Here is a 25,611-nt window from a genome sequence, read left to right on the forward strand (position 1 = left end):
TGCCCAAGCTCCACTCCAATTTAATATAGGTCATCCCTAATTTTTGGTAATGAACTTTTTTTCAGTGAAAACTTAAATATCGTTCCTTTTGGTTTATTATCTGAAACTGTTATTTCACTCTCATGTAATTTTAAAATTGTTTGACATAGCGCTAAGCCTAAACCCAAGCCTCTTCGACTATCGGTGCGCTGTACTTTTCCGGTAGTAAATGGCTCAAAAAGGCAGTTTTTTATAGCATCATCAATGCCAGGTCCGTTATCTGCAATGCTAAAGTGTACGAACCGTTCAGATTCATTGACCTTTATAGTAATAACACTACCTGATGGTGTGTAAGTCAATGCATTATCAATAATATTAATTAGAACTTGAATAATCAGTCGTGCATCCATTACAGCAAATAAAAATTCTGGTTCAATATGATAGGATATTTCATGTGTATTGTTTAAACGAACAACATGCGTGAGTGCCTCTTGAATAATATCTTCTACAAGTTCTAATTGCATCTCCATTGCAAATTGTCCATCTTCTAACTTAGACACAGCAAGTAAGTTTTCAACCATTTGTACAAGCCATTTCGAATTTTTATAAATATCCTCATATATTTTGCTTTTTTCATCCTCACGAATTTGAGGTGCATTAGATAGTAATATATCTGCATTACCGGAAATAGCAGTTAGTGGTGTTCTTAAATCATGAGAAACGGCGCGCAAAAGGTTTGCTCGCATCTGTTCCATTTCAGCTTCTCTAGCTACTTCTGCATTGAGTTTTTGTAAATACCATTTATCAAGTGCGAATGAAAAATCATTAATAATGGCATGCAAAATATTACGCTCAAATGCAGGTAATGGTGATTGCTTTGACAGGGCAATACCAATAACGCCTTTAACACGCCCATTTGAAATAACCGGTAAATAGTAGGCATTCACTTCAGGAAATATATCAGTGGATACCCCTGCTACATGCTTATTATTGATAACCCAGCTTACTACACCATGCTCATTCGGATTCTCAAAAAGGGATGCTATCTTCTTATTTTCAATACTAGATATGCTCTCGGTACGGAAAAAAATAGAGTTCACAATTAAGTTATTTTCTATTTCAAAAAATTGTACTGGTTTTTCTACTAATTTAACGATTTGTGACATGCCTTCAGTAATAATTTCTTCTATTGACTTAGCATGTTGAAGCCTACGATTTGTATCAAGGAGCACCTCCATTCGATAAGATTTACGAACAGCTACAATGGTTTGCTCCTTTATTTTTTTCGTTAAGCTACTTGTAATCACTCCTGAAAGGAACATGATCACAAAGGTTATCGGATAGTCGCGATGATAGGCGTTAAATGAAAATCGTGGTTCTGTAAAAAAATAATTAAAAAGTAGTACTGCTATGATGGAGCTAATAATGCTCATCATCCATCCTGATGACCAAATGGCAAGAATTAAAACACCTAAAATGTAGATAGTGATAATGTTCGAGTCGCTGACACCAATTGTGTAAAAATATAGCCCAACAACTGATACTATGCCAAACACTATAGCCATTTTTAATAAGTCAAGCCATTCAAATGACAGCTTATTTTTTACAGTAGGGAAGTAGAATTGTTCATTTTCCTGATCTGGGACTATATGTATGGCTAAATTCGGCACAAATTCGTTGAGTCGATCACTAATTTTGGTGTTTGGTCGCCACCATTTTTTTCTCATGCTAGTTCTACCGATGACTAATTTGGTGACACCACTAATTTGTGCATAGTTGGCAAGAGCAGCAGCTACATCATCTTCTTGAACAATTACGACATGGCCGCCAAGCTGTTCAACAAGCTTTATATGCTGCTGAAGTCGTTCAGAATTTGCGTTATTCCTAATATGCTCTTGGACGTTTTGAACGTAAAGAGCTGTAAATTTCCCATGTAATGCCTGCGCTAGTCGCGCAGTAGTTCGAATAACCTTGGCATTTGTAGGAGAGCTACTAATACCAACAAGTAAATGCTCTTCGATTTGTACATGATGCTTAATAGATTCGTCGCTGTTTACCTGCTTATAGTTAATTGTATCAGCAGCTCTCCGTAGTGCAATTTCTCGAAGCGATACTAAATTTTGTTTACGAAAAAAAGATTGCAACGCTTTTTCAGCTTGTTGTCTTATATAAATTTTGCCTTCTAGTAGGCGCTGGATCAACTCATCTGGTTCAATATCGACAATTTTTATTTGTGCGGCTTGATCAATTAAATAATCTGGAATACGCTCTCGTACTTTTATCCCGGTTATTTCTTCTACTATATCGTGTAGGCTTTCAATATGTTGAATATTTACGGTTGTATAGACATGAATACCCTTTGCAAGTAATTCCTCTACATCTCCAAAACGTTTCTTGTGACGCATCGTTGGAACATTGGTATGTGCCAATTCATCAATAATGACAATTTCCGGTTTGCGCTTAAGTACTTCATCAATATCTAATTCCTGAAAAGGTTTCCCTTTATAAATTATTTTTTTCGTAGGAATTTGCTCAAGTCCCTCGAGTAAAGCTAACGTATCTGGACGAGGATGTGGTTCTACATAGCCAACTACCACATCTTTACCAAGTTTTTGTGCTTGATGTGCTGCATCTAGCATTGCATAAGTTTTACCTACTCCAGCAGCATAACCAAGAAAGATCTTTAGCTTCCCTATAAATTGTTCCTCTTGTTGAAGCCTCGCTAAAAACGTCTCTGGAGTTGGACGTGTATTTTCCATCCTCTTTCACCTCATTTGTATTATAGCGTTATCTTCCATTAAGAAAGTATTAAGATTTTCCCTCTTTATAGTTTCTTAATAGAAAAAGCGATTTCCTAACACTACATTAATTTGAAAGTTAGTATGATGAGAGCATCCAAATTAGAGAAGGGGTGTTTCGATTGATGGACTTTTATATGATTGGCTTACTCATTATAAGCTTTACATGTCTATATGCATTAACAGCTTGGTGCTTCAAGTTAGTCGATGAAAAGTAAGGAGGAATAAAAAATGTCGATTGTTATGGGGATTGTACTTGTGTTCCTTTTTGGTTATCTAGGGCATGCATTACTTTATCCTGAAAACTATTAATAGGCTTGTAGGAGGTATTGTGGTATGTGGCAAATCGCCATCGTATTAATTATTTCTTTACCAATCGTTATTTTAACTGGTCACTATCTATTTCGGGTGACAATGCAACAAAAAACATGGCTTGATCCAATAATGGATAGATTTGATGCAGTTATTTATAAGTTATGCGGCATTAAGCAAGGAGACATGACTGGTAAACAGTATATTCTCTCATTAATTTTGTCGAATGCCTTTATGGTGTTTATTGGATATGTTCTTTTACGAATTCAAGCAATGTTGTTTTTAAACCCAAATGATATTGACAATATGGAAGCAACACTTTCGTTTAATACCATTATTTCATTTATGACGAATACAAATCTTCAGCACTATAGTGGCGAATCAGGACTAAGTTATTTATCACAGATGCTAATCATTATCTTTATGATGTTTACATCTGCAGCTACTGGTTATGCGGCTTGTATGGCGTTCTGCCGTCGTCTCGTTGCTAAAACCGACACTATTGGTAATTTCTTCGTGGATTTTGTGCGTGTTATCACACGTGTGTTAATGCCTATATCTATTGTCGTTGCCATTATTTTAGTATCTCAAGGTTCACCACAAACCTTAAGTGCGAATAAAACGGTACAAACAATAGAAGGTAAATTACAAGATATTGCACTTGGACCTGTAGCTTCTCTTGAATCTATCAAGCATATAGGAACAAATGGTGGTGGCTTTAATGGGGCGAATTCAACAACACCTTTCGAAAACCCAACGGTCATTTCTAATATTGTGGAAATGCTATCTATGATGCTATTACCAGGTGCTTGTGTAGTTGCATTTAGTTTAATGGTTGCATATGGAAAAAGGAAAACCATCTTTGGAAAGCAAGGGCTAGCCATTTTTGTGGCAATGAGTGCGCTGTTCCTAGTTGGATTGGTGACGGTGTATGTTGCGGAGAGAGCTGGTAATCCGATCATTAGTGAGCTCGGAATTGCACAGGAGCTTGGAAGTATGGAAGGAAAAGAGATGCGCTTTGGGGTGGCACAATCAGCGTTATTTACGACAGTGACAACTGCTTTTACAACTGGGTCTGTCAACAATATGCATGATACATTAACGCCGCTTGGTGGTCTTGTACCTATGTTTAATATGATGCTAAATGTTGTGTTTGGAGGCAAGGGAGTAGGCCTGATGAACATGATGATGTATGTGTTATTAACAATTTTTATCGCCTGTTTGATGATTGGTCGAACACCTCAGTTTTTAGGTAAGAAAATTGAGGAGAAGGAAATGAAGCTAATTGCGCTTTGTATTCTAATCCATCCTGCTATTATTTTGCTATTTTCAGCACTTGCAGTACTAACACCGTCAGGAGTAGCAGCCATAACGAATCCAGGTGCACATGGTTTATCTCAAGTTCTATATGAATTTGCATCTGCCTCTGCTAACAATGGCTCAGGTTTTGAAGGATTAGCTGACAACTCAACATTTTGGAATGTGACGACAGGGCTTGCAATGTTCTTCGGACGTTATTTGACGATCATTATTCAACTAGCTATAGCGTCTCTACTTGCGAAAAAAATGTTTCACAGTGATTCGGTGGGAACATTGAGAACAGATAATACTATTTTTACATTTTTACTTGTTGCTATCGTTTTAATGATTGGTGCTCTTACATTTTTACCGGCATTAGCACTCGGGCCAATTACAGAGCACTTACAACTTTATTCATAAATAAGGAGAGACACCTATGGAAACAGCAAGAAAAGGTTTGATGACGGGCAATATGCTAAAAAGCTCGATTCTAGATGCTTTAAAGAAATTTAGTCCACTATATATGCTAAAAAATCCTGTTATGTTTGTAGTAGAAGTAGGGTTTATGTTTGTACTGCTATTAACCCTCTTTCCGAATATGTTTAGTAGCGGAGGAGGAGAACATGATCGATTGTATAATGCGATCGTCGCTGTCATTCTTTTTGTAACCATTCTATTTGCAAACTTTGCTGAGTCGATTGCTGAAGGACGAGGAAAGGCACAGGTTCAAACGTTAAAAAAGACAAAAACAGTTACACAGGCTCGTGTTTTACTTAGTGATGGCTCAGAAATACTTAAACAGGCACATGAATTAAAAAAGGGCGATATTGTTTTAGTTCAGGCAGGAGAAGTTATTCCGAATGATGGAGAAGTCATTGAAGGAATTGCTACTGTGGATGAATCGGCGATAACAGGTGAATCAGCGCCTGTTGTAAAGGAGCGGGGTGGAGATTTTTCATCAGTTACAGGTGGTACGACGGTTACGAGTGATTGGCTGATGATCGAAATTACCTCGATGCCTGGAGAATCATTTTTAGATAAAATGATCACGCTCATCGAAGGAGCTAGTCGTAAAAAAACGCCGAATGAGATAGCACTCAATACACTTTTAGTAAGCTTAACGATTATTTTCTTATTAGTTGTTGTGACACTCTATCCGATGACAACTTATTTAAATGTACCGATTTCTATCGCAACGTTAATTGCACTTACAGTTTGTTTAATTCCCACAACAATTGGTGGATTATTGTCGGCAATCGGTATTGCAGGCATGGATAGAGTTACTCAGTTTAATGTCATTGCGATGTCTGGGAGAGCCGTGGAGGCGTGTGGAGATGTAGATACATTAATTTTAGATAAAACTGGAACTATTACTTATGGAAATCGCATGGCAGCAGAATTTCTCCCAGTAAAAGGGGTGGAAAGTAAAGATTTAATGCAAGCTGCATGGCTTAGTTCTTTAACGGATGATACACCTGAAGGAAAGTCTATTTTGTCACTCGCTTGTGAATTAGGAGTGAATACTGACGATGAAGAAAACATTATCAAGTCAAGTGAACATATTCCTTTTACCGCACAGACTCGTATGAGTGGTTTAGATATGAAAGATGGCACAAAAATTCGAAAAGGAGCCTATGATACGATAAAAAAAGAGAGCATAAACGCAGGTCATAGCATTCCTACAAATTTGGAACAGCTGATTCAACAAGTATCTTCTGTTGGCGGAACACCACTAGTAGTAGCGTTAAACGAAAAAATTTTAGGTGTCATTTACTTAAAGGATGTCGTAAAGGCCGGACTCAAGGAGCGCTTTGAACAGCTCCGAGCAATGGGTATTAAAACGATCATGTGTACAGGAGATAATCCACTAACTGCAGCAGCCATCGCAAAGGAAGCGGGGGTTGACAGCTTTATTGCAGAAAGTAAGCCAGAAGACAAAATTCAAGTTATTAAAGATGAGCAGGCACTAGGGAAAGTAGTAGCTATGACAGGTGACGGAACGAATGATGCCCCCGCATTAGCGCAAGCTAACGTAGGTCTTGCCATGAATTCGGGAACGAACGCTGCAAAGGAAGCTGCGAACATGGTCGATTTAGATTCAAATCCTACTAAAATTATTGAAGTTGTAGAGATAGGGAAGCAGTTGCTCATGACGCGAGGTGCGTTAACGACTTTCAGTATTGCAAATGATATCGCAAAGTATTTTGCCATTATTCCAGCTATGCTTATGGTCGCTGTACCAGAGATGGCGACATTAAACATTATGAAACTCAATTCACCATCAAGTGCGATTATTTCTGCTTTAATTTTTAATGCAGTGATTATACCACTATTAATACCTATTGCAATGAAGGGTGTAAAGTATGAGCCAATGAGTGCTACAAAATTATTAAATAAAAACTTACTTGTTTATGGCGTAGGTGGGATTATCGCTCCCTTTATTGGCATTAAGTTGATTGATTTACTAGTTGGACCACTATCCCATATGTTTGGGTTATAGGAGGAAAGTACATGCGAAAATTTTTTGAGAACTCAAAGCAAGCTTTACTCATCACAATGACAATGTTCGTTTTATGTGGTTTTATATACCCGTTTGCAGTGACTGCATTAGCTCAAGGGCTATTTCATCATAAAGCAAATGGCAGTTTAATAGAAATGAATGGTGAAGATGTTGGTTCAGAATTAATCGGTCAAGCTTTTACTACACCAGAATATTTCTGGGGGCGAGTTTCATCTGTTAACTATAATGTCTATACGAAAGAGGATACGATACCAGACGAAAATGGCCATGTGAACTATAGTGGTGTTAGCTCTGGAACTTTTAACTTTGCACCATCCAATCCAGAATTGAAGAAACGGATAGAAGCAGATATTGAGAATTTTTTACTAGCAAACCCAGCCGTAAAACGACAAGACATACCCGCTGATTTAATGACCGCTTCAGGCTCAGGGTTGGATCCACATATTAGTGTGAAGGCTGCAGAAATACAAGTCGAACGAATTGCCCAAGCAAGTGGGCTTTCGAAGGATGAGATTGAAAAAATTATAGAAGCAAATACAGAAAAACGTACGTTAGGAACTTTTGGAGAAAATAGGGTAAACTACCTAATAGCCAATCTAGATATTATGAAAAAAATGGATGAGAAATAGGTTCATCACCAAAAGTTAGGGATGACATTTGTTAATAAGTTTACCATGTATATAAGTTGATTGGAGTGGAGGCTGGGCGACTCCTCGGGGATCAGCGTCACAGATGAGACCCTGCAGCGAAGCGAAGCGGCTCATCGGACGCCCCCAGGAAGCTTTGCTCTGTGCGAAAGCGTAGCGACAGCAACAACAAAGCGCCCAGTCGGAACGGAAATCAACCCTACGTTATGATGATGAGCAATAGAGGGATAAAAATTTAACAAATAAAAACAGGTAGAGAAAAGCTTCTTAGTTTTCTCTACCTGTCGCTATAAATAAATTAAGCTTGTGAATTTACAAGGATTTTAATATGATTTTTTTCTTTCATTAGTGCCTCGAAGCCTTCTGTTACGACTTCATCAAGAACAATTCGTTTCGTAACAAGTTTTTCGGCAGGGAAATAGCCTTGTTTCATTAATTCCATAACGGCTGGGAAAATATCGCGATAAGCAATAATACCTTTTACAGAACGCTCTGTCAGTACAATATTGTTAGGCAGAATAGAAGCGGCAGTTTCCCAAATAGAAACGATAATTGTTTCTCCTTCAAATGTTGTAGAATCAATAGCTTGCTGTAATACTACAGGAACACCTGTTACTTCAAATGCAACATCTACGCCACCATTTGTTAATTCATGTAGACGAGCTACTGCATCCTCATCTTTAGGATTAATAACTGCTGTAGCACCAAGCTCTAATGCTTTAGCAGCACGCTCTGCTGAAAGCTCTACCGCATAAATTTCGGCTGCTCCAGCTGCACGCAATGCCTCGATTACAAGAAGACCGATTGGCCCAGTACCAAAGACAGCTGCTGTATCTCCAGCCTTTAGTTTACTTTGACGAACTGCATGTAATGCTACTGCCGCTGGTTCAACAAGTGCACCTTGTTCATAGGAAAGACCCTCTGGCATTTTGTGTACCATTTTTTCATCTACCATTGTATATTCAGAGAAACCTCCGCCACCGCCAGAAAGACCATGGAACCCTAAGTGTTTACAAATATTGTACTTTCCTTTTTTGCAAGCTGCACATTCGCCACATGCAAGAATAGGTTCTACAACTACAGGATCTCCTACATGTACTTTTGTAACACCTTCGCCAATTTCTACTACTTCACCAGAGAACTCATGTCCCATAACAATTGGCGCAATATCTTTACTTACATAGTGAGGTTGTTCCACTGGAATGAATATTGGACCAGCTGTGTACTCATGTAAATCACTACCACAAATCCCTGTCCAATGTACTTTAATTTTTACTTTTCCAGGTGAAATTACTGGTTCTTCAATGTTTTCTACACGGATGTCTTTTGCTTTATACCATCTTGCTGCTTTCATAATAAGTCAACCTCCTCTAGTATCTTACATTTTTATCGTAACATATGGTAATTCTTCAAGGCATTAGTTAACAATAAATTGACATGAAAAAAACTAATTTTTTACTTTTTTTAACAGCATTTTAGCGCTTCAGCTTATCAAAAAAATAATAAATATAAAATAAAGTGTATTAAAAAAGGTTGATTTTCGCTCCGAATGGGCGCTTTCCATGTCGGACGCAATTACGCCAAGGCAAAATTTATTGCATATTTACTGCATTTCGAGTAACTTTGATAAGGGCTTCGCTACAGTTATGATAAAAATATAAAATTATGTTCATGCTTTAGATAATAGGACGTTAATATACCTACAAGTTGAATCATGATACAATGGGAAAGATGTTAGGAGGAACGAATTATGTCAAAATATACTGATTATAATTTTCAGCCATTTTTGCAGGACGCAATTGCAAGACTTGGCTTTACAGAACCAACGCCGATTCAAAAGGAAATCATTCCGTTACTTTTAAAAGGCAAGAGTGCAATCGGACAAGCACATACAGGGACGGGAAAAACACATAGTTTTTTAATTCCGATTGTACAACGAATTAATGCTGACAAGCAGGAAGTACAAGCTGTTATTACGTCACCTACACGTGAGCTTGCGCAACAGATTTTTGATGCGTTAAATCAATTAATAGAAGGAACAACTATTCAAGCGAAACTATTTATTGGAGGTACAGACAAACAACGCTCCATTGATAAGTTAAAAACGCAACCACAAATTGTTGTCGGGACACCAGGGCGTATTCGTGATCTAGTTTCAGCGCAAGCGTTATTTGTGCATACGACGTCAATGTTAGTTGTCGACGAGGCAGATTTAGCCTTCGATATGGGCTTCATAGAAGAAATCGATGGTTTTGCTTCCCAAATGCCAGAAAAGCTTGAAATGTTTGTATTCTCAGCAACAATTCCAGAAAAGCTTCAGCCTTTCTTAAAAAAATATATGGAAGCACCTGTTCATATCCATATGAACGATAAACGCCCAGTCGCAGAAGGAATCGACTTTGTGCTTGTACCAGTGCGTTCTAAATCACGTAACAAACGTCTGTTGGAAGTTATTGAAGGAATCAATCCATTTTTAGCGGTAATTTTCACCAACACACGAAAAACAGCAGAGCATGTTGCAGGCTACTTAAATGAAAACGGGATTCGCTGTGGTCAAATACATGGTGATTTAAGTCCACGTGATCGTAAGAAGATGATGAAGCAAATTCGAGAGTTGGACTATCAATATATCGTTGCAACAGATCTTGCAGCGCGTGGTATCGATATTCAAGGAATTTCACATGTCATTAACTACGAAATTCCAGAGGACTTAGAATTCTTTATTCATCGTGTGGGACGTACAGCGCGTGCAGGAAATAAAGGAACTGCTATCACTTTGTTTGAGCCATCAGATGAGGATGCAGTAGTACGTGTTGAGAAAATGGGCATTCCATTCGTTCAAAAAGATGTAAAAGATGGCGAATGGTCTGAACTAAAAGATCGCCATGCACGTAAAAATCGTGTGAAGCATGAAAATGAAATCGATGCGAAAGCAAAAGCATTAGTGCGTAAGCCGAAAAAAGTAAAACCAGGCTACAAGCGTAATATGAAATGGGAAATGGAAAAAGTTAAAAAACGTGAACGTCGATTAAAAGCTCGCGGTAAAAAATAAGGAGGCATTCAAATGCTACTTGGATCACATGTTTCAATGAGCGGAAAAGAAATGTTGCTCGGATCAAGTAAAGAGGCCCTTTCATATGGGGCAAATACCTTTATGATTTATACAGGAGCACCGCAAAACACTCGTCGTAAAGCAATTGCTGACCTTAATATTATGAATGGCTTACTATACATGAAAGAGCATGGTATGACGAATATTGTTGTCCATGCTCCATACATTATAAATATTGCGAACACAGAAAAACCTGAAACTTTCCGTCTAGGTGTAGATTTTTTACAAACTGAAATCGAACGTACAGCGGCGTTGGAAGCAACACAAATTGTTTTGCATCCAGGTGCCCATGTAGGTGCGGGAGCAGACGCAGGTATTGCCAAGATTATTGAAGGTTTAAACGAAGTGTTGTCACAGGAGTATCCTGTACAAATCGCATTAGAGACAATGGCGGGGAAGGGAACTGAATGTGGTCGTTCCTTTGAAGAGCTTGCTAAAATTATAGACGGTGTAACACATAATGAGCGTCTTTCAGTTTGCTTTGATACATGCCATACTCATGACGCTGGTTATAATATTGTAGAAGATTTTGATGGCGTTTTAAATGAGTTTGATAAACTAATAGGTGTTGATCGTATCAAAGTCCTGCATATCAATGATTCAAAAAATGTCCGTGGTGCAGGAAAAGACCGTCACGAAAATATTGGCTTCGGTCATATTGGCTTTGATGCATTAAAAAATATTGTGCATCATCCACAATTAATGGAGATTCCTAAAATCCTAGAAACACCATATGTTGCATTAAATAGTGATGCCAAATCAAAATCGGCTCCTTATAAACATGAAATTGAAATGCTTCGTAATGGCGAGTTTAAACCAGAGTTAATCGATGCTCTAAGAGGATAGAATAAAAAGCCCGAAATCAGCTAGCATAAGACTGATTTTCGGGCCTTTCTTTTATTTCGTAAACAATGCAATTAGTTGTCTGGAACGCTTTCTACCTAAAACAGCTTCAACCTCTACAAGAATATCTTTTGGAATACCTAAAAAGAGCCACGTAAATGAGAATTGCTCCAAATAAGGCCGGAGTTTTCTTACTTCAGAAGTAGTAATTTCAAATCCTTCAGCACGTGCAATCGCAACAACTTCCTTATCACTACTTTGTGTTAATTGCTGTAAAAATTGAATACTCAAAGCTAATCCTCCTTTTAAAGTTGTTTAGTTTCTTGAAACAAAATCATTCTTGCGAACGTCGTGACAGCTATGAAAACCTTCACATTAATGTGTCAGAATCAATGTCTATAACAACTTGAAATATTAACAGTAGAATAGCAATCTTATTTTCTTTACAAAAACTGTACTTTCATTTATACTTACAACTTGTAAATCGTAATGATTTTGAATTAGAAAGAAGAGAACATACATGAAAAAATCATTAATTGATATTGAAAACGTGTCATTTCAATATGACTATACGCAAGTATTAAAAAATATCTCTTTCCGTGTAGAAGAGGGAGATTTTTTAGCACTTCTCGGTCCGAACGGGTCAGGGAAATCTACATTATTAAAAATTATTTTAGGGTTACTAAAACCAATGTCTGGAGAAATAAAGCTATTTGGTGAACCAAGTACGACTTTTAAGCATCGTGAATGGATAGGGTATGTGTCACAAAAATCTAATGCCTTCAATTCAGGGTTTCCAGCAACCGTCCAAGAAGTAGTGAAAAGTGGATTATCCAAAAAATTAGGATTATTTAAAAGACCTGGACGAGATGCGAAGGAAAAAGTGTTAGAAGCATTAAAAGCTGTTGGAATGGAAGCATTTATGAATCGTAATATTGGTGAGTTATCTGGTGGGCAACAGCAACGTGTCTTTATTGCAAGAGCATTAGTTAGTGAACCGAGGCTATTAATATTAGATGAACCAACTGTCGGCATTGATCATGAGAATGTGCAGTCATTTTATGATATGCTGGCGAAATTGAATCGGGAACAGGGAATTACAATGATTCTTGTAACACACGATGTTGATACAGTATCGAACCGTATCAGTCATGTGGCATGTTTAAATCAAACCATCCACTTCCACGGTTACAAAAATGAATTTGATACAATTTCCCAGGATGCGCTTGATGCATGGTATGGCCATTCTGTGAGAAAGATTCACTAGAAGGAGAAGGCATAATGATCGAAGCAATTTTTAACTATGAATTTTTACAAAATGCCTTTTTCTCTGGGCTATTAATTGGCATACTGGCACCGCTGCTAGGTGTTTTTATTGTCGTTCGCAGGCTCTCACTTATTGCAGATGCCTTATCACATGTGACACTGGCAGGTATAGCGGGAAGCTTATATATCAGTCAATCTGTTACAGCCTTGGCAATGCTAAATCCAATTTACTTAGGCATACTTGCCTCTGTCAGCGGTTCAATATTAATTGAGCGTCTTAGACGTTTATATAAGCACTATGAAGAGCTTGCCATTCCAATTATTATGTCAGGTGGGATTGGTATTAGTGCTATATTTATCTCGCTTGCAAGTGGCTTTAGCACGGATTTAATGAGCTATTTATTTGGTTCAGTGTCAGCTGTATCACGTCAGGATTTATGGGTAGTGGTAGGAATTGCTGTCGTTGTTATTATCTTTTTGTTTATATTTTTTAAGGAACTTTTTGTTTTATCTTTCGATGAGGAATATGCAAAAGCTAGCGGTCTGCCTGCACGTTGGATTCATCTCTTATTTATGATAGTTACAGCGCTTGTTATTGCTGCAAGTATGCGCATCGTCGGTATTTTACTTGTATCATCACTTATGACGTTACCAGTGGCTGCCGCAATGCGACTTGCAAAGGGCTTTAAGCAAACAATCATCTATGCAATTGTCTTTGGCGAAGCGGCTGTGTTAATCGGTTTAGTCAGTGCCTTTTATTTAGATTTAGCACCTGGTGGTACAATTGTCGTCACTTCTATCTTAATTTTGTTACTTGTTATACTAGTGAAGAAAATAGTATTTAAAATGGCTACAAAACGGGAGGAGGTAGCGCAGTGAATATTTCTAGAGCGTGGGAAATTTTAAAAGAAAACGGCTTTAAAAAAACAGATAAGCGGGAGTTAATATTAGATATGTTTGCAGCAACAGATAAATATCTAACTGCTCGAGACTTATTAGATGTTTTGAAAAAAGATTTTCCAGGTATGAGTTTCGATACGATATATCGCAACCTTGCAACGTTTGTGAAGCTAGGAATATTGGAGGAAACTGAGTTATCTGGGGAGCGAAATTTCCGTATGCATTGTGAGTCTGAACATCATCACCATCATTTTATTTGTATGGATTGCGGCAATGTTAAGGAGCTAAATCTCTGCCCTATGGAAATGCTTGGAGAAAAGCTACCAGACTATGAAATTGAAAATCATAAATTTGAGATCTATGGTAAATGTCCAGAGTGTAAGCATGAAACTTTGTAAAATCTGACATAACAATATTTGAAGAAAGGGGTAGTTTCAAGTGAGGTTTCACTTGGAACTACCCCTTTAATAATAACTATGTTTTTCTAAGTAGCTTCAATGTTAGAGTTATTGCAGGTGTATCAGGTTACAAAGGCCTTCACCAACTATTATTGTGACTCACTCTAATAATCTATGATTTTTGAGTGAAAAGAGATTGGTAATATGTCCGCTAGGCATTTAAAAAGATTTATTTCCTTTCATATTGAATAAAAGGTATTTGCTGCTTCACGTGTATTTGTCTTCTTCCGCAAATTAAAAAGACGAATGATTACGTTAAGTAAATCATTCGTCTTTTTATCTTCATTCAGTAAAAGGGTCCCATCTCTGAAGGTGAAGATGGATGCGAATGTGTGGCCCCTTTTCAGTGGGTATCCAATCACTTACTGAAATAGAGGAACTCCGTCTAAGAACGCCACGTCCTGTGGCAATGACTGAGTGACCAACTTCGTGCTGGCCTAAAGCCTCCGGACGCAATTACGCCAAGGCGAAATAGATTATTATTGATGTTTTTGTTGGAATTCTACCATAAAGTCACGTAATGCTTCACAAGTCTCTAACGGTACAGCGTTATAAGTAGAAGCACGGCAGCCGCCTACAGAACGATGTCCATTAAGTCCAACAAATCCTGCTGCTTTTGCTTCTGCAAGGAATTGCTTTTCAAGCTCTTCATCAGCAACACGGAAAGTGATGTTCATTAAAGAACGGCTTTCAGGTGTTGCATGACCTTTATAGAATCCGTTGCTATTGTCAATAGCATCATAAATTACTTTTCCTTTTAACTCATTATGCTTGGCAATTTCAGCAACGCCGCCTTTTGATTCTACCCATTTTAATACTTCACCTAACATATAGATACCAAAAGTTGGAGGTGTATTGTATAAAGAGTTGCTGTCAGCATGAGTTGAATATTTAAGCATTGTAGGAATATTTACATTCGCTTTCTCTAATAAATCTTTGCGAATAATGACTACTGTTACACCAGATGGACCAAGGTTTTTTTGAGCCCCTGCATAAATAAGACCAAATTTACTTACATCGACTGGTTTAGAAAGAATATCACTAGACATATCCGCAACTAACGGTACATTACCTGTTTCAGGGAATTCCTTCCATTGTGTACCGTAAATCGTATTGTTTGAAGTGATATGCAAATATGCATCCTCTTCATTGAATTGAATGTCTGCTAAAGCTGGGATATTGCGATATTGATTTTCTTTTGTACTAGCGGCTTCTACGGGCGTACCAAATAATTTAGCCTCTTTGAATGCTTTTTCAGACCATGAACCTGATAATACATAGCTTGCTTTTTGATCTGCTTGTAGGAAGTTCATCGGTATCATAGTAAATTGAAGACTAGCTCCACCTTGTAGGAAAAGGACTTCATAGTTTTCTGGGATAGCATAAAGCTTTTTTAATAAAGCAATTGCTTCATTATGTACTTCATCGAAAATGGCACTGCGGTGGCTCATTTCCATAATTGACATGCCTGAGTCACGGAAGTTTACTAATTGTTGTTGGGCTTTTTCTAATACTTCTAGTGGTAGGGCAGAAGGGCCTGCGTTAAAATTGTATGCACGTTGTGTCAAAGTGGTACACTCCTTGTTTGGTTTTATAAGGTTAAACTTATTGAATCTATCGGGCTTTTACAATCAATTCATAGTCATCTAGCTAACTTTTTTCATTTATAGATAATAGATTAAGTGGAATACTGACCGATAAAAGCACTTTACTGGATTATAACTCAATTTTCAAGAGAAAAAATAAAATTCTCACTATTCAAGCAGAATAATGACGGGCACGCAACAAAATGTACACAATTGAGGTAAAATTTATAATTGCGTTTTTAGTTTAAATACGAACGAACTGAAAAGTGGATGTACATAAATGAGTTGATGTTTCGTGATTTACACATTGCTTAAACAGTGGAATCATAAAATGTTCGTGTTTATTTAAATGGAATTTCTCCTATCTCACTTGTACATTCCACTCCAGAAGGACGCTTTTCGCGGGTGTAGTCTATGCTCTTATAGGGTATAGTTTAATACATTGAGAAGGGATAGTTAGGTAGGGAGAAAGGAACACAAAAAACAGCCAACATTGACTGCTTTTCTAGGACTGATAAAGTTAGATGGACGAAATTTTTCTAACCTACCACATAAACAAGTAACTTTCGGTATAATGAATTGTGAAAACGGATAGAAGGGGTGTTTTAAATGTTTACAATAGAAGAAGCGTGTTTAGTTGTCGTCGATGTACAAGGGAAGTTAGCGACAATTGTTGATGAAAGTGAAGCGGTGATTGAAAATGTGGCCAAGCTGGTACAAGCTATGCAAGCATTGGATGTACCTATTTTATGGCTCGAGCAAAATCCTAGTCGTTTAGGTGGGACTGCGTTAAATATTGCTCAGCATATTCAAGGTCAACAACCTATTGCTAAAATGGCTTTTAGTGCGTGCCAGGACCAAGAGTTTGTCGATGCATTGAAGGCAAGTGGTCGTTCTCAATTTATCTTGACAGGTATCGAAACACATATTTGTGTCTACCAAACAGCCCGACAGCTAAAAGAACAAGGGTTTGAAGTTGAAGTTGTTGCAGATGCAGTGTCCTCTCGTACTAAGGCCAATAAAGAGATCGGGCTAGAGAAGATGAAAGCACTTGGAATTTTACCAACGAGTGTGGAAATGATTTTATACGAGTTACTACAACGTGCAGATCATCCACATTTTAAAACGGTGCTACAACTCGTTAAATAACAAAAAAACTCATCATAAAGATGAGTTTTTTGTTATTAAGCAGGCATATCAGTCGGTGTTGGTTTTGCGTACCCTTCTTTATAAGTCTCATCAATTGTTTGACGAATTTCTTTCAGGCTCATACCGTCTTTATGCATTTTTGCAGACTGTACAGCAATCTCTAAGCAAACGAGACAACGGGTACCGTGATCATCCCAGACGATTGTGCCAACCTCGCGCTTTTCCTGAATAAAGCAGTTTAAATTGCTTTTATGTCCAGCTGATTCACCACATCCACAATAGCATGGTATCCACTCTAAAACTTCTGTAGACTGTCCAGCAATTTGATACACTAAGCGAATATCTTCTGATTTATTATCTAAAAACGATGGTAAAACATCAGCAGATGCTGTTTCCTCTTGAATATCTCCAGAAGCATGTCCATGTTCTTCATGTGAAGCTTCTTTTTGTGCTTCATTCTGCTTTTTTTCAACAACCTGTTTATCTACACCACAAGCACTTAACACGAATAACGACAAAACAAAAATTGATAGAAGTTTTTTCAACAAAAGCGCCTCCTACATGTTTACAATACTTCCATTATAACATCGTGCACTTAAACATTTACAGGAAGCGCAAGTGAAAATTAATGAAATATATCTAATCCGCGTGTTTTGTTCATGAAAAGTTCCATTTTCTCACTCAGTAATTTTTTTAAGAAGACACCAAATAGAATGAAAATGAGCCAGAAGAAAGATAAAAAGGCAAGATCAATCCATACCTTTGACCAAATAATACCACCAACTGCCTCTCGCATCATTCCAATTGCATAAGTGAAAGGAAGAAATGGATTTATCATTTGGAAAAACTTAGGTAGTAATTCTACGGGATATGTGCCACCCGAACCAGCAATTTGCAGCACTAACATGACAATGGCTAACGCTTTTCCAACATTTCCGAATACGGATACTAGCGTATAGACTACTGTAATGAACACTAAGCTAATAAATAGCCCAAATGGAATAAAGAAGTAAGGAGCACTAATGGATCCATCTAAAAGAACAATATCTCCTATTGTAATAATGAGCGTTTGAATAAATGAAAAAGTTGCAAATGTTAATAAACGTCCAAAGTATATTTGGCGAATACTGTATTGATGATTATCGTGAATATCTACAGATAAAAGAGAAATTAATAATAAACAACCAACCCAGATGGAAAGCACAGTGTAAAACGGTGTCATGGCTGTTCCATAATTAGCAATTGGAAACATTCTATGTTCCTGAAGCTTAATAGGCTCCTCAAAGAAATCCCGCTCAGCATTAACGTCGTTTTTCAATAATTGAACGATTTCAGAAATATCAGCTTCACTTTCTAATTTTCTCAGCTTGTCTGCAAGAGCCTTAATTTTTGTACTTAAAGCAGGGAAATTTGATTGTACGGTACCAATTGTCTTATTAGCTGTTGCTAACATATTTTTAGCATTGGTTAAACGATCTGTTGCTTGAGGCAGAAAACTTTTTACATTCGTTAGCATAGTTGAAGCATTTGTTAACGTATTTTTCGCAGAAGACAAGGTCGTATGAATTTGTGGCTCTAGCTTATCGTTATAATGCGTAAGAAATTGCTGAAGATTGTTAGAAGCATTTTGTGCAACATTTTGAACATCTGCCAGATCTTTTTTTATCGTTTCGACATCAATATTATTTAACTGCTGTACTTTAGTTGAGACGTCTGTTAGTAATGTATTTAGCTGATTTAGTGCTGTTAAAGAGCTTAAAGAATAATCGGTTAAACTAGGATTTGCCTGTAAATCTCCACGAATAGCTTCAAGTTGTTCAATAATTTTATTATTCGTTAGCAAAGTCTTAACATCTTCAGAATTGCTTTGCTGTAGGGCTGTCAGGATGTTTTGCACCTTGTTTTCAAGCTGTTTACGAGTCGAAGCATCAGCTTGTGTTAATTTTTGAAGTGCTTCAAGTGTTTGGATACTAGTATTTACTTTCTCGCGAGATGCATCCAGCTGATTTTTAATCGTCTCCTTTATTTGTGCAATGGTAGCTGAATCCACATTAGTATTTTGTAGCTTCCCTATTATATCTGTAAATCGTTGAGCAATATTTTGTACAGCTTCTAGATCTTTTTTAATGATAGGGGATAGCTGGTTGAACAGTGTATCAGCTTCATTAATCAATGTTAAACCTTGATGGATAGTTGTAAGACCATCATTTGTTAATTTTTCAACCTCAGGAACTTGGGTAATTGTATGGTTTAGTAATGTTTCAGCTTCTTTCCCACCTTTGGCAGTTTGCGCTAAATATGTTTCAATATCTGGGAGATGATGTTCGATTGTAAAAATATAGTTTTCAAACTTTCTGAAGTCTGGAATTTCTCTTTCCATTTCAACACCGATCGTATTAAAAATAGAAAAAAGTGTACCATTGACAGTTGAAATAAACTCGCTAGAAACTTGTTGCGTTAGGCCACTAGCACCTTTACTTGTAATTTTGGGTGCGATGGGATTTATTTTTTCATTTACATAATAGTCGATATGCGCTTTAGTAGGCACATTTGACAGGATGGAGGTTAGTTTTTGAGAAAAATCACTAGGGACAACAATAACCGCAAAATAGTTACCGTTTTTTAAATTATCAATGGCTTGTTCATGAGAGGTAAAATCCCAAGTAAAGTTTTGATTGGTACCTAAAGTGTCTACTACCTCGTTACCGACATTAATATCCTCTCCTCTAACATTTGCTCCTGTGTCTTCATTAACAATAGCAATTTTCATGTTGGCTGTATGAGCGTAGGGATCCATAGAGGCATAGATATTTAGCCAAGCGTAAAGAGAAGGTAAAAAAATAAGCCCACCAATAATGACAGCAACTACCCAGTTTGTTAAGATATTATGGATATCACGTTTATAAATTTGAAAAACATTTTGGATAGTGTGTTTCATATTAACCACCCCACATTCGTATTAAGCATTCTATATGTATGTTCCCAAACTTGGGCCAAATTATGTTTGAATTATGGAAAAACTTATTTTCAAAGACTAATTAGTTTACTAGGATTTAAAAACCATTTATAATCAATCGCGAATACACTAAAACTAGGGTTTTTAGTGTAAAAAAGGAGGAACACATTCTAGTGAAAAAATTACTTATTATTGGCTCAGTTATTGTTTTGTTATTTGTAGCAATTATTGTGCTAACAAATGTATCGAACAACAGTAAATTAGCAAGTGCAAATAATCCTTATGGCGACAAAGAACTGAAACAAGAAACAATTGATCAATTGGATGACAAAAATTATCAAAACATTATGTTACCCGATGAGCTTGAAAAAAGATTGGCGGCAGGTGAAGATGTAAATGCTTATTTCTTCAGTCCAGTATGTGTACACTGTAAAGCTTTTACACCCAAGCTAATGCCTATTGCTAAGGAGCTTGGCGTTGATATTGCCCAAATAAATGTTTATGAATATAACCAAGATTTATGGGATCAATACCATATTAAAGCGACACCAACTTTTATACGCTTTGAAGGTGGTAAAGAGGTTAATCGTTTTGTAGGTGCGTTATCAGAAGAAGATTTGCGTACATTTTTAAATAAAGAAGTATTAAAAAAATAAGTAAAGCTGAGACTGTATCAAAAGTTATTTTTGATCAGTCTTTTTTATTTTTGTAGTGTATACTAAATATACTGAAGAGTTGTACATTGGAGGAATATTGAATGACAATGGATGATTATTTTTATAATGGTGAGCTAATGAAGTGTTATGAGGCGGCTAAGCAAGTTACAGATGAAAACGAGAAAGCGTTAGCTTATAAATATATTAAATTATTAGAAGAGTATGATTTTGCTAGCTATCCAAAGACTGCACTAGTTGTTGAAACCCAACATGAAGAACGAGCGGATGAAAGTTATCCTGAATCGGATACCGTCGTCGAAATTCGTGCGATAAAAGATGAAACAGAGTTTTCAGAGCGTGTTAAAGAACTTGAGGATGTAGCGACAACAGGTACTTCAAATGAAAAGGCACAATCCTATTTTACACAAGGTGAACTGTTTTTGTTTGCACATCATTACAACGAGAGTGTCCATTGTTTTAGACAAGCAGTAAAAGAAAACCCGAACAAGGCGTTATATTGGGGGATCACAGGTCAAACGATGCATCGCTTTGGGTGGTTGCCATTCGATGCACTTGGCTACTTAGAGCAAGCTATTAACTTAGATCCAAAAAATGCGCGTTGGAAATGGAATAAAGCACTTGTTCTTATTCAATTAGCGAAGGATTTGCAGATGGCACCGTTTATGGCAAATGCTGCGATTACATTAGAGGAAGCACTAGACGTTTGTGGCGAGCATCAGCGATCATTAAAAGATGCTATACAAAATACAATCGATAATATGGATAACTATGTATTTTCATAACATTTAACTTCTTTCAGCAAATGTTTAGGTAGCGAAAGCGAAGCGTCAGAAGATGTCTCAATAAGTTGAGACGTCTTTTTTTTGCTGAAATCTGACCTGAGGAACGAAGTCTAAAAGTATCACGTTCTGTGATAATGCCTCCAGACAGACGCTTGTTGCTGTCGCTTCGTTAGCACTACGCTTTCGCACAAAAAAACTGTTGTTGCTGTCGCTCCGTTAGTACTTCGCAGTCGCACGTTAACTCAAGTGACTAATGGACGTCAAAATGAAGGTGCTCAGTCAAACAGAATTAAACAATATTTTATGATAATAAGCCTATTTTTTTGTTATTTATCCCTTTTTCTATTCGGTTTTGAGTTTTGATTGAAAAGTCGCTATTTAATGGTAATCTTATAGTATAATTATGCCAAAATTTCTTTGTTAAATAGTGGAACAGAAAGAAATATCATGATTTATCTAAGGTAAAACTCTTTTGTTTTAGAACTTCAAGCTGAGTGAAATCTGCTTTTTGTAAAAATTTTGAGATCAAAGGAGGGGGTTAAATGTGGAAATTTAATGAGGATTTTCCGTTCGTGAGGCACATCATTCAATTCATCCTATTATCAATGACTTTCTTAATCGTAATTGGATTAGGTAGTGATGAATTTTATGGAATATTTGGAGAGAACAACTACCCTACGATTCATTTAATGATGGAAATTCTCATCATTGTGGTGACGATGTCTATCTCGATTCAGACGTGGTTAATATCACCGTATATTTTATCTAATAGAGTCCTCTATGTCGGGGCATTATTTTTAACAATTAGCTTCATAGAAATGGCACATACACTCACCTATACAGGAATGCCGTTCTTCATAACTGAAAGTACACCGTATGCGGCAACTTGGTTTTATATGCTTGGTCGATTACTATTATCGATTGGTTTTCTTTGTATTTATTTTGTCAAGGAGAAGGAAATCAAATTAATTTATCGCTGGTTAATTTACAGTTTGCCATTTGTAATAATCATTAGTTGTTTTGGCATTCTTTATGCTCCAACGCCTATTTTGCCACCTCTTATGATAGAAGGTAAAGGTCCTACCGTTTTAAAAAATACTTTACAATATACAGCTGTAGCGCTTCATTTGGTGATTATGGTTCTATTACTTAAAAATTTTAAGAAAGCACCTAAAATTATATTTTTATTATTATGTAGTTCGTTTTATTTAATAATGAGTGATTTTCTTTATACAATGTATCAAGATGTTTATGATATGAAAAACTTCATAGGACATATGTTTGAGTTATGTGCATTTTATCTTTTATTTAGAGCTATTTATTTTTCATCTATCGAAAAACCTTTTAAGCAGTTAGTTGATACACAAGAGCATTTAGAAGAATCTCGTGAAAAGATGCATTATATGGCGTATCATAATGAGATTACGAATTTACCAAATGAACGTTTTTTGATGGAATTATTAAAAAAAGATTTATACATATCTAATTCACAAAAGGCAATTCTTGCTATCGGTATAGAAAGAATTTCTGCTATTAAAGCGTCTTTAGGCAGTACATATGCAGACCAAATGATAGGTCTTATCGCGCAAAGATTGAAAAATGTTTTACCAGAGAAATATCTACTATGCATACTGAGAGAAGATTATTTTGTCGTTTATATTGATGAGGTGAATAATACTCATCAATTGATCCAACTAAGTCAACAGCTTCAATTTGTCATGGAAGAATCATTCCAAATACAACATTTTTCTCTAAATAGTCAATTAAATATAGGTATTGCTTTATTTCCAACAGATTCTTGTAGGGAAGAGGAACTTATTAGATTTGCACTTTATGCCATGCATGAAGCACAGAAAACGCCAACACGTATACGGTTTTATGAGTCTTCAATATCAAATGAAATGACTGAACGACTTTTATTAGAAAATGATTTACATGATGCATTAGCTAATCAAGAGCTTTTTTTAGAATATCAACCGCAACTAGATTTACATACTGGCCAAATTAAGTCAGTAGAGGCTTTAGTCAGATGGCAGCATCCGAAAAAGGGTTGGATTTCGCCGGGAGTCTTTATTCCAATTGCTGAGGAATCGGGATTAATAGTTCCTATAGGACAATGGGTACTAGAAACAGCCTGTAAACAAGTAAAGAGTTGGGAAGCAGCTGGATTGCCACCCATTAAAGTAGCGGTCAATCTGTCATTAGGTCAACTTTTTCAGCAAAATTTAGTTGAAATTATTCATAATGTTCTTGAGAAAACACAATTAGAGCCGAAATATTTGCAGCTAGAAATCACAGAAAGTATGACCATCAATATTGATCATATGACGACGATCTTACACAAATTGAAGGCACTTGGGGTTACGATCGCAGTAGATGATTTTGGGACAGGCTATTCGTCATTATCTTATTTAAAGGATTTTCCTATAGATTGCTTGAAAATTGATCGGTCTTTCGTTCAGAAAATACAATCGAACTCTACAGACAAGGCATTAGTTGACATGATTCTCTCTATGGCAAAGCATCTACAGTTAAAGGTAGTTGCAGAAGGGATAGAAGAGATCGAACAGCTATCATATCTAATAGAAAGCAAATGTGATACTGTACAGGGCTTCTTATTCAGTAAACCAATACCTCCAAATTTATTACAGGAGAACTACCAAACACTTCACAATGAGGCAAAGTATATTTTAGATTCAATTACTGCTTCTGAAGCATAAAGTGTTCATACAACATCCTTGTTTTGTCTTATGACGAGGATGTTTTTTTGTTAGCTATGTAAATCTATGCCCAGCCTATATGGCAGATAAAACGTTACCCATTTCTTTATATTCTACAATCATGATATGATAGTGGAGAAATGATTTGTAGATATAAAGGACGGGTTTTTTTGATGGCACAAGAAGTGGCAAATAAATTTATTGAAAATGTATGTAATCATTTAGTGCGCAATATGAATATTACAAAGGTTGAGGAGCACTTTAAAGAAGTAATAGAGATGCAGCGTAAATCAGCACAATCTCAAATTGACTTTTGGGATAGGTTAATGATGAATATGCTGTATTTTACTGAAAGTGAGCAAGTTTGGGAAAAAGAATTTTTGAAGATGCTCGAAAAGAAAGAGTGGTTAAAGACCTCTGTACTTGAGGAAGAGCTATTGATGCATCAAATGCGTATTCGTCAGCAGGTCGCAGAACAATTGGATGCCGCTATAGAATTGTTTCATACGCAGTATGTGACAGACAATGTGACAGAGGAAGATATTGTTTACGATTATGCTTATAGCTCTGCGGGACATTCAATGCGCGTAGATTTATTAACGGTACTTGTCTCAACACCAGAGCAATCAAAAGTGCTATTTAACGCTGATCCACAAGAAACGATTCGCATAATTAATGGCTATATTGCCTATCACACAGATGGGATTATTAATAAAACAGAAATAATATAGTTTGGCTCATCACTAAAAATTGGGGTGACATTTGTTAAAACGTATGTCATGTATATAAGTTGATTTCCGTTCCGACTGAACGCCCCCAGGAAAGCGCCCAGTCGGAACGGAAATCAACCCACAATATGGCGAAGGGCCTATAGTTTATTAATAATGATAGCTAATATCTTATGCAGTATAATAAGGTGACACTAAGTTCACCTGAAAGGAATTTTATAATGAATACACCATTTACATTTAAACATACACAACCAACGAATATGGACCCAAATAAAAAATATCCAGCGATTTTTTTATTACATGGAATGGGTAGCAATGAAGATGATTTACCGCAATTAGTGCAGGAATTTAAAGAGCAATGCCATGTTTTTAGCTTACGCGGACCTATTACGCAAAAGCCTGGCTATGCTTTTTTCACAATCCAGGAGGTTGGTAAACCAGACCGCGAAATTTTTGATAAAGTATTAGTTGCTCTACAACGATTTGTTCTAGAGGCTATTGATGAATATCAAATTGATCCACATAAAGTGTACGTACTTGGATTCAGTCAAGGGGCAGTTTTGGCACAGTCACTTGCTTTTGCAATGGGGAATTTAATTACAGGAATTGTAGCATTAAGCGGCTACACTCCAAAATTCGTAACAGAGGAATTTGCTATTCGCCCAGTCAATCATTTACATGCATTTATTTCTCATGGTGATTTTGATTATGTCATCCCGTCACAATGGGGCGTTGAAAGTAAAGAAAAATTTGAGCAATTTGGTGCTACTGTGACATTTAAACAATATCCAGATGGTCATGGTGTGACACCAGAAAATTTCCGTGATCTAACTGCATTTTTGGCACAGGAATTACAAGGTAATATTCAATAAAAT

At 36.7% G+C, this 25,611-nt stretch carries 20 protein-coding genes; 14 read left to right on the forward strand and 6 right to left on the reverse strand.

Going from position 1 to position 25,611, the window contains the following annotated elements:
* Positions 1-20 precede the first annotated feature (20 nt).
* Positions 21-2,738, reverse strand: coding sequence for an ATP-binding protein (locus ABH968_RS05025; RefSeq protein WP_370042939.1), 2,718 nt, complete (start codon positions 2,736-2,738; stop codon positions 21-23).
* A 375-nt stretch (positions 2,739-3,113) separates the two neighbouring features.
* Here ABH968_RS05025 and kdpA point away from each other — a divergent pair, with 375 nt between their 5' ends.
* The 3 genes from kdpA to kdpC are packed head-to-tail and all read left to right on the forward strand — an operon-like array spanning position 3,114 to position 7,538.
* Positions 3,114-4,808 (forward strand): potassium-transporting ATPase subunit KdpA, encoded by a 1,695-nt coding sequence (gene kdpA / locus ABH968_RS05030; RefSeq protein WP_370042940.1) that lies wholly within the window; start codon positions 3,114-3,116, stop codon positions 4,806-4,808.
* Positions 4,809-4,824: 16 nt separating this feature from the next.
* A complete protein-coding gene (kdpB, locus tag ABH968_RS05035) occupies positions 4,825-6,888 on the forward strand; it encodes a potassium-transporting ATPase subunit KdpB (protein ID WP_370042941.1) in 2,064 nt (687 codons plus the stop codon).
* 11 nt (positions 6,889-6,899) lie between these two features.
* A complete protein-coding gene (gene kdpC, locus ABH968_RS05040) occupies positions 6,900-7,538 on the forward strand; it encodes a potassium-transporting ATPase subunit KdpC (protein ID WP_370042942.1) in 639 nt (212 codons plus the stop codon).
* 316 nt (positions 7,539-7,854) lie between these two features.
* Here the strand turns inward: kdpC and ABH968_RS05045 are convergent, their stop codons facing one another.
* Entirely contained in the window at positions 7,855-8,910 is a 1,056-nt protein-coding gene (locus ABH968_RS05045; RefSeq protein ID WP_370042943.1) for a 2,3-butanediol dehydrogenase, read from the reverse strand.
* Between the two features lie 396 nt (positions 8,911-9,306).
* Here ABH968_RS05045 and ABH968_RS05050 point away from each other — a divergent pair, with 396 nt between their 5' ends.
* Together ABH968_RS05050 and ABH968_RS05055 are read left to right on the forward strand one after the other, a co-directional pair.
* A complete protein-coding gene (locus tag ABH968_RS05050) occupies positions 9,307-10,608 on the forward strand; it encodes a DEAD/DEAH box helicase (RefSeq protein WP_370042944.1) in 1,302 nt (433 codons plus the stop codon).
* A 12-nt stretch (positions 10,609-10,620) separates the two neighbouring features.
* Positions 10,621-11,514 (forward strand): deoxyribonuclease IV, encoded by an 894-nt coding sequence (locus ABH968_RS05055; RefSeq protein WP_370042945.1) that lies wholly within the window; start codon positions 10,621-10,623, stop codon positions 11,512-11,514.
* Between the two features lie 51 nt (positions 11,515-11,565).
* Here ABH968_RS05055 and ABH968_RS05060 read toward each other — a convergent pair whose 3' ends face one another.
* Entirely contained in the window at positions 11,566-11,802 is a 237-nt protein-coding gene (locus ABH968_RS05060; protein ID WP_053484617.1) for a Nif11 family protein, read from the reverse strand.
* Positions 11,803-12,031: 229 nt separating this feature from the next.
* On the opposite strand from ABH968_RS05060, the gene ABH968_RS05065 reads away from it, so the two are divergent.
* The 3 genes from ABH968_RS05065 to ABH968_RS05075 are packed head-to-tail and all read left to right on the forward strand — an operon-like array spanning position 12,032 to position 14,075.
* Complete coding sequence (locus ABH968_RS05065; protein ID WP_053484616.1) at positions 12,032-12,778, forward strand: metal ABC transporter ATP-binding protein; 747 nt, start codon at positions 12,032-12,034, stop codon at positions 12,776-12,778.
* Positions 12,779-12,792: 14 nt separating this feature from the next.
* Entirely contained in the window at positions 12,793-13,656 is an 864-nt protein-coding gene (locus ABH968_RS05070; protein ID WP_370042946.1) for a metal ABC transporter permease, read from the forward strand.
* Complete coding sequence (locus ABH968_RS05075) at positions 13,653-14,075, forward strand: Fur family transcriptional regulator (protein WP_370042947.1); 423 nt, start codon at positions 13,653-13,655, stop codon at positions 14,073-14,075. Before ABH968_RS05070 ends, ABH968_RS05075 begins: the two co-directional genes overlap by 4 nt.
* Before the next feature lie 539 nt (positions 14,076-14,614).
* On the opposite strand, the gene serC is transcribed toward ABH968_RS05075, so the two are convergent.
* A complete protein-coding gene (serC, locus tag ABH968_RS05080; RefSeq protein ID WP_370042948.1) occupies positions 14,615-15,703 on the reverse strand; it encodes a 3-phosphoserine/phosphohydroxythreonine transaminase in 1,089 nt (362 codons plus the stop codon).
* 627 nt (positions 15,704-16,330) lie between these two features.
* Between serC and ABH968_RS05085 the strand changes: the two genes are divergently transcribed.
* Positions 16,331-16,870, forward strand: a complete 540-nt coding sequence (locus ABH968_RS05085; RefSeq protein WP_370042949.1) for a hydrolase — start codon at positions 16,331-16,333, stop codon at positions 16,868-16,870.
* A 35-nt stretch (positions 16,871-16,905) separates the two neighbouring features.
* Here the strand turns inward: ABH968_RS05085 and ABH968_RS05090 are convergent, their stop codons facing one another.
* Positions 16,906-17,415 carry a PCYCGC motif-containing (lipo)protein gene (locus tag ABH968_RS05090; RefSeq protein WP_370042950.1) on the reverse strand — a complete coding sequence of 170 codons (510 nt, stop codon included), beginning with the start codon at positions 17,413-17,415 and terminating at the stop codon, positions 16,906-16,908.
* Between the two features lie 80 nt (positions 17,416-17,495).
* Complete coding sequence (locus ABH968_RS05095; protein ID WP_370042951.1) at positions 17,496-19,808, reverse strand: YhgE/Pip family protein; 2,313 nt, start codon at positions 19,806-19,808, stop codon at positions 17,496-17,498.
* Positions 19,809-19,999: 191 nt separating this feature from the next.
* Between ABH968_RS05095 and ABH968_RS05100 the strand changes: the two genes are divergently transcribed.
* The 5 genes from ABH968_RS05100 to ABH968_RS05120 all read left to right on the forward strand — a co-directional run bounded on the left by ABH968_RS05100 (position 20,000) and on the right by ABH968_RS05120 (position 25,608).
* Positions 20,000-20,482, forward strand: a complete 483-nt coding sequence (locus ABH968_RS05100; protein WP_370042952.1) for a thioredoxin family protein — start codon at positions 20,000-20,002, stop codon at positions 20,480-20,482.
* A 101-nt stretch (positions 20,483-20,583) separates the two neighbouring features.
* Positions 20,584-21,285 carry a tetratricopeptide repeat protein gene (locus ABH968_RS05105; RefSeq protein ID WP_370042953.1) on the forward strand — a complete coding sequence of 234 codons (702 nt, stop codon included), beginning with the start codon at positions 20,584-20,586 and terminating at the stop codon, positions 21,283-21,285.
* A 542-nt stretch (positions 21,286-21,827) separates the two neighbouring features.
* Complete coding sequence (locus ABH968_RS05110; RefSeq protein WP_370042954.1) at positions 21,828-24,005, forward strand: bifunctional diguanylate cyclase/phosphodiesterase; 2,178 nt, start codon at positions 21,828-21,830, stop codon at positions 24,003-24,005.
* A gap of 173 nt (positions 24,006-24,178) precedes the next feature.
* Positions 24,179-24,736: a hypothetical protein gene (locus ABH968_RS05115; RefSeq protein WP_370043143.1), complete on the forward strand. Its 558-nt coding sequence runs from the start codon at positions 24,179-24,181 to the stop codon at positions 24,734-24,736.
* A 218-nt stretch (positions 24,737-24,954) separates the two neighbouring features.
* Positions 24,955-25,608, forward strand: coding sequence for an alpha/beta hydrolase (locus ABH968_RS05120; protein WP_370042955.1), 654 nt, complete (start codon positions 24,955-24,957; stop codon positions 25,606-25,608).
* The last annotated feature ends 3 nt before the right edge of the window (positions 25,609-25,611 follow it).

The sequence above is a fragment of the Lysinibacillus sp. RC79 genome, assembly GCF_041262405.1.
Classification (GTDB): domain Bacteria; phylum Bacillota; class Bacilli; order Bacillales_A; family Planococcaceae; genus Lysinibacillus.

What these genes read in the sequence shown, in the direction of transcription:
- ABH968_RS05025 (WP_370042939.1), bottom strand. Translation starts at nt 2,738, where the DNA reads ATGGAAAATACACGTCCAACTCCAGAGACGTTTTTAGCGAGGCTTCAA.
- kdpA (WP_370042940.1), top strand. Translation starts at nt 3,114, where the DNA reads ATGTGGCAAATCGCCATCGTATTAATTATTTCTTTACCAATCGTTATT.
- kdpB (WP_370042941.1), top strand. Translation starts at nt 4,825, where the DNA reads ATGGAAACAGCAAGAAAAGGTTTGATGACGGGCAATATGCTAAAAAGC.
- kdpC (WP_370042942.1), top strand. Translation starts at nt 6,900, where the DNA reads ATGCGAAAATTTTTTGAGAACTCAAAGCAAGCTTTACTCATCACAATG.
- ABH968_RS05045 (WP_370042943.1), bottom strand. Translation starts at nt 8,910, where the DNA reads ATGAAAGCAGCAAGATGGTATAAAGCAAAAGACATCCGTGTAGAAAAC.
- ABH968_RS05050 (WP_370042944.1), top strand. Translation starts at nt 9,307, where the DNA reads ATGTCAAAATATACTGATTATAATTTTCAGCCATTTTTGCAGGACGCA.
- ABH968_RS05055 (WP_370042945.1), top strand. Translation starts at nt 10,621, where the DNA reads ATGCTACTTGGATCACATGTTTCAATGAGCGGAAAAGAAATGTTGCTC.
- ABH968_RS05065 (WP_053484616.1), top strand. Translation starts at nt 12,032, where the DNA reads ATGAAAAAATCATTAATTGATATTGAAAACGTGTCATTTCAATATGAC.
- ABH968_RS05070 (WP_370042946.1), top strand. Translation starts at nt 12,793, where the DNA reads ATGATCGAAGCAATTTTTAACTATGAATTTTTACAAAATGCCTTTTTC.
- ABH968_RS05085 (WP_370042949.1), top strand. Translation starts at nt 16,331, where the DNA reads ATGTTTACAATAGAAGAAGCGTGTTTAGTTGTCGTCGATGTACAAGGG.
- ABH968_RS05095 (WP_370042951.1), bottom strand. Translation starts at nt 19,808, where the DNA reads ATGAAACACACTATCCAAAATGTTTTTCAAATTTATAAACGTGATATC.
- ABH968_RS05105 (WP_370042953.1), top strand. Translation starts at nt 20,584, where the DNA reads ATGACAATGGATGATTATTTTTATAATGGTGAGCTAATGAAGTGTTAT.
- ABH968_RS05110 (WP_370042954.1), top strand. Translation starts at nt 21,828, where the DNA reads ATGTGGAAATTTAATGAGGATTTTCCGTTCGTGAGGCACATCATTCAA.
- ABH968_RS05115 (WP_370043143.1), top strand. Translation starts at nt 24,179, where the DNA reads ATGGCACAAGAAGTGGCAAATAAATTTATTGAAAATGTATGTAATCAT.
- ABH968_RS05120 (WP_370042955.1), top strand. Translation starts at nt 24,955, where the DNA reads ATGAATACACCATTTACATTTAAACATACACAACCAACGAATATGGAC.